At 69.3% G+C, this 4,363-nt stretch carries 5 protein-coding genes; all 5 read right to left on the bottom strand.

Annotated features, from left to right (window positions below):
• Positions 1–105 precede the first annotated feature (105 nt).
• Positions 106–573 carry an SUF system Fe-S cluster assembly protein gene (locus SAZ01S_RS22955; protein WP_084584649.1) on the bottom strand — a complete coding sequence of 156 codons (468 nt, stop codon included), beginning with the start codon at positions 571–573 and terminating at the stop codon, positions 106–108.
• Positions 570–1,784 (bottom strand): cysteine desulfurase, encoded by a 1,215-nt coding sequence (locus tag SAZ01S_RS22960; RefSeq protein WP_084584650.1) that lies wholly within the window; start codon positions 1,782–1,784, stop codon positions 570–572. Before SAZ01S_RS22960 ends, SAZ01S_RS22955 begins: the two co-directional genes overlap by 4 nt.
• A gap of 133 nt (positions 1,785–1,917) precedes the next feature.
• Positions 1,918–3,000, bottom strand: a complete 1,083-nt coding sequence (locus SAZ01S_RS22965; RefSeq protein WP_174596168.1) for a SufB/SufD family protein — start codon at positions 2,998–3,000, stop codon at positions 1,918–1,920.
• Entirely contained in the window at positions 2,997–3,740 is a 744-nt protein-coding gene (sufC, locus tag SAZ01S_RS22970) for a Fe-S cluster assembly ATPase SufC (protein ID WP_084584651.1), read from the bottom strand. Before sufC ends, SAZ01S_RS22965 begins: the two co-directional genes overlap by 4 nt.
• A 5-nt stretch (positions 3,741–3,745) precedes the next feature.
• Positions 3,746–4,165, bottom strand: coding sequence for a hypothetical protein (locus SAZ01S_RS22975; protein ID WP_084584652.1), 420 nt, complete (start codon positions 4,163–4,165; stop codon positions 3,746–3,748).
• Positions 4,166–4,363: the final 198 nt, after the last annotated feature.

The following is a 4,363-nucleotide window of genomic DNA, read 5'->3' on the forward strand; positions in this document are numbered from 1 at the left end:
GGGGGGGGGGGGGGGGGGGGGGGGGACTCTCCACGAGCGCTGGACTCGCGGATCGGTCAGGCCCCACCCCCAACCCCTCCCCTGAAGGGGAGGGGCTTAGATGGGTTACAACATCCCCAGTTCCAGCTTGGCCTCGTCGCTCATCTTCTGCGGGTCCCAGGGCGGATCCCAGACGAGGTTGACGTCGGCGGTCGCGATGCCCGGCACCGCGCTCACCCGCAGCTCGACTTCGCCCGGCATCGATTCCGCCACCGGGCAATGCGGCGTGGTCAGCGTCATGGTGATCGCGGCATGACCGTTCGCCGTGATGTCGACGCCGTAGATCAGCCCGAGATCGTAGAGATTGACCGGGATTTCCGGGTCGTAAATCTCCTTGAGCGCGTCGATCACCGCCTCGTATAGCGGGCCGCCGGGCTCGCCGGCACCGGGCTCGGCCGGCTTCTGCGAAAGGAAGCCGGAGAGATAGTCGCGCTTGCGCTCGGCGGCGGGCTCGGCGGCATCGTCAACCCGCGCCTTGGGCGGTGCCTCGACGGCGTCGACTTCTTCCACCACGATCCTGCGTTCTTCGTTCATCCGAAGATCCTCGTCACTCGTTCGATTCCTCGCACGAGCGCAGCCACATCGGCCGGCCCGTTATACACGCCGAAGCTCGCCCGCGCGGTGGCGGGGACCTCCAGCAGCTCCATCAGCGGCTGGGCGCAGTGATGCCCGGCGCGGATCGCGACAGCGCCCTCGTCGAGGATCGTCGCGACGTCGTGCGGGTGCACGCCCTCCACCGCGAAGCTGACGATGCCGGCACTGTCCGCCGGCCCGAACAGCCGCACGCTGTTGATCCCCGAAAGCGCGGTGCGCGTCTCGGTGACCAGCGCGGTTTCGTGGGCGTGGATGCGGTCCAGACCGATACCGTCCACATAGTCGATCGCCGCATGCAGCCCGACGACACCGACGATATGCGGGGTGCCCGCCTCGAAGCGGCCCGGCGGCGGCGCATAGGTGGTCTTGGCGAAGGTCACGCGGTCGATCATCGAGCCGCCGCCCTGATAGGGGGGCATCGCGTCGAGCAGTTCGTACCGCCCCCACAGCACGCCGATCCCGGTCGGGCCGTAGAGCTTGTGGCCGGAGAAGACGTAAAAGTCGCAGCCGAGCTCGGCCACGTTGACCGGCAGCCGGGCGACCGCCTGGCAGCCGTCGATCAGGATCTTGGCACCGCCCCCGTGGGCGAGATCGACTGCGCGGCGGACGTCGAGCACCGAGCCCAGCACGTTGGAGACATGGGCGAGCGCGACCATCTTGTGCCGGTCGGTGAGCATCGCCGCCATCGCGTCGAGGTCGATGCGGTGGTCGGCGGTGAGCGGCACCACGTCGATGTGTGCGCCGATCTTCTCGGCGGCCATCTGCCACGGCACGATGTTCGAATGATGCTCCAGCGCCGAGAGCAGGATGCGGTCGCCCGCCTTGAGCTGGGTCGCGGCGTAGCATTGCGCCACGAGGTTGATCCCCTCGGTGGCGCCGCGGACGAACACGACTTCCTCGGGCTTGCCGCCGATGAACTTCGCCACCCGGGCGCGTGCCGCCTCGAAGGCGAGCGTCATGTCGGCCGAGCGCTGGTACACGCCGCGATGGACCGTGGCATAGGTCTCGCCATAGCCGCGCGCGATCGCGTCCAGCACCGGGCGGGGCTTTTGCGACGTCGCGGCGGTGTCGAGATAAGCCCAGCCGGCCGGGATCGCGGGGAAGTCGGCGAGGACGTCGAGCGGGGCGGCAGTCGTCACGACGGAACTCATAAGCCCCTCCCCTTCAGGGGAGGGGTTGGGGTGGGGCATGACCGAGAGGCAGGGGCCGCACTCCAGATGACGTCCCCCACCCCAACCCCTCCCCTGAAGGGGAGGGGCTTTTTGACGGTGTAGCTCCCCAGCATCACAGCGCCGCCTCCAGCCACTTGGCCGCATCCGCCGCAAAGGCCTCGCGCACCGGCGCCTCGCCGATCCGCGCCAACGCATCCGCCACGAAGGCGTGGGTCAGCAGCGCCTTGGCCTGGGATTCCTCGATGCCCCGGCTCTGCAGGTAGAACAGCGCGTTGCGATCGAGCTCGCCCACCGTCGCGCCGTGCGCGCACTTCACGTCGTCGGCGAAGATTTCGAGTTCGGGCTTGAGGTTCACCGTCGCCGTGCGCTGGAGCAGCAGCCCACGCAGCGACTGTTCGCCATCGGTCTGCTGCGCGCCCCGGGCGACTTCCACCCGCGCGGCGAGGCTCGCCACCGACTCGTCGGCCGCAACCGCGCGCCAGATCTGGCGCGAGGTGCCCTCGATCTGCTCGTGCCGCACCGCGACCGCGGCTTCCTGCCGCTGGCTGCCGCTGGTGAGCAGCGCGCCGCCCATTTCGGCAAAGGCGCCCTTGCCGGTGAGCGTGAGCGCGCCGTCGATCCGGCTGCCCATGCCGCCCGCGCCGAGGAAGATCGACACCAGGCTCGCCGCCTCGCCGATTTCCGCCTCGTCGCGGATCGAGACGAAGCCGCCGGTCTGCACCAGCCGCACCGAGCGCATCAGCCGCGCGCCCTTGCCGAGCGCGATCGCGGTCAGCCGGTTCGCCCAGCCGGTGCCGGCAAAGGTCTCGACCACGGACGCGACAGCATCGTCGGCCAGCAGGATGCGCGCGGGAACATGGTTCTCGCCGCCGGTACCGAGATGGACGATCTGGATGCAGGTCGCGGCATGTTCTGGACCGAGATGCAGCGCCCAACCCTCACCCACGGCGAGGCTGCCGAGCGGATGGTCGGTCGCCGGGATGTGGCGGGTGACTTCCACCGGGCCGGGCCGGCTGTGCGCGGGCGCGAACACGCCGTCGACGAAGCACAGGCGCGGGCCGTCGATGTCGAGGAACAGGTCCGACGGATCCACGCCTGCCGGTGCCTGCGGGCTTTCGGCCGCGGCGCGCAGCGTGTCCATGTCGGACCAGCGCCACGCCTCCGCCTTCTTCGTGGGAAGATCGAGCACGGTCACGCCGCCAGCGCTCCATAGCCTTCGCGCTCGAGCTCAAGCGCCAGCTCCGGGCCGCCGGAGCGGACGATGCGGCCGCCTGCCAGCACATGGACGAAGTCCGGCTGCACATAATCGAGCAGGCGCTGATAGTGCGTGATCAGCAGCACCGCCTTGTCGGGCGCGCGCATGATGCGGTTGATGCCCTCGCCCACCGCCTTCAGCGCGTCGATGTCGAGGCCGCTGTCGGTCTCGTCGAGGATGGCGAGCTTGGGGTTCAGGATCCCCATCTGCACCATCTCGTTGCGCTTCTTCTCGCCGCCCGAGAAGCCGACATTCACCGGCCGCTTGAGCATTTCCGCATCCATGCCGAGCGCCGCCGCCTGGGCGCGCGCCAGCTTGAGGAACTCGGCGCCCGAGAGCGGGGCCTCGCCGCGGTTGCGGCGCTGGGCATTGGCCGCCTCGCGCAGGAACTGGACGTTCGACACGCCGGGGATCTCGACCGGATACTGAAAGCCGAGGAACAGCCCGGCGGCGGCGCGCTCGTGCGGCTCCAGCGCCAGCAGATCCTGCCCGTCGAAGGTCACGCCGCCGCTTGTGGCTTCATAGCCACCCCGGCCGCCAAGGACGTACCCGAGCGTCGACTTGCCGGCACCGTTCGGCCCCATGATCGCGTGCACTTCGCCCGCGTTCAGCGACAGGGTCAGGCCCTTGAGGATTTCCTTGCCGTCGACTTCGGCGTGCAGGTTCTGGATGTTCAGCATGGGGTTCAGATCGCCACGGTCACGAGAGAGAGGGTCTTGGGCGGAGTGCCCGCGTCATAGGCATCGACCAGCGAGCCGTCGGGCAGCTTCCACATGATCTTGTACTGCTTGGGCGCGGTCACGCTGGCCTTGATGTCGGCTTCGATCGCGTCGAGCACCGGGGTCAGCTTGCGCCAGGCGCTCGGCTGATAGGGCCGATCGTTGAGCAGCAGGCGGCCCGCCTGGAAATCGGAATCGAGAAAGTCGCGGCACTGCTTGATCGCGCTGGCGACCTTGGCCGAGCGCGCGCCCGCGTCCGCCGGCGCCACGCCGATCGCGCGGACGATGCAGCGCGCATGGTTGGTCGCCGCGCCGAACTGGGCCGAGCTGTCGATCGCGACGCCCGACTGGAGGGCGAAGGCAGCGGCGAGAAGGGCGTTCAACATGCACGATACTCCTGCGGGCCCGGAACGCGGCCCTGCGTCTTCGCTACACCCGCCAGCATGAGCGCAGGCTGAGCGAGGCGATGTTCGTTCCCCTCCCGCTTGCGGGAGGGGTTAGGGGAGGGGATGGCGTGAAAGCGGGCTGCGACGCATGGGGAAAGAACCGACACGTCAGCCCCTCCCCCGACCCCTCCCGCAAGC

It is taken from the genome of Sphingomonas azotifigens NBRC 15497 (assembly GCF_002091475.1).
GTDB classification, from domain to species: Bacteria; Pseudomonadota; Alphaproteobacteria; order Sphingomonadales; family Sphingomonadaceae; genus Sphingomonas; species Sphingomonas azotifigens.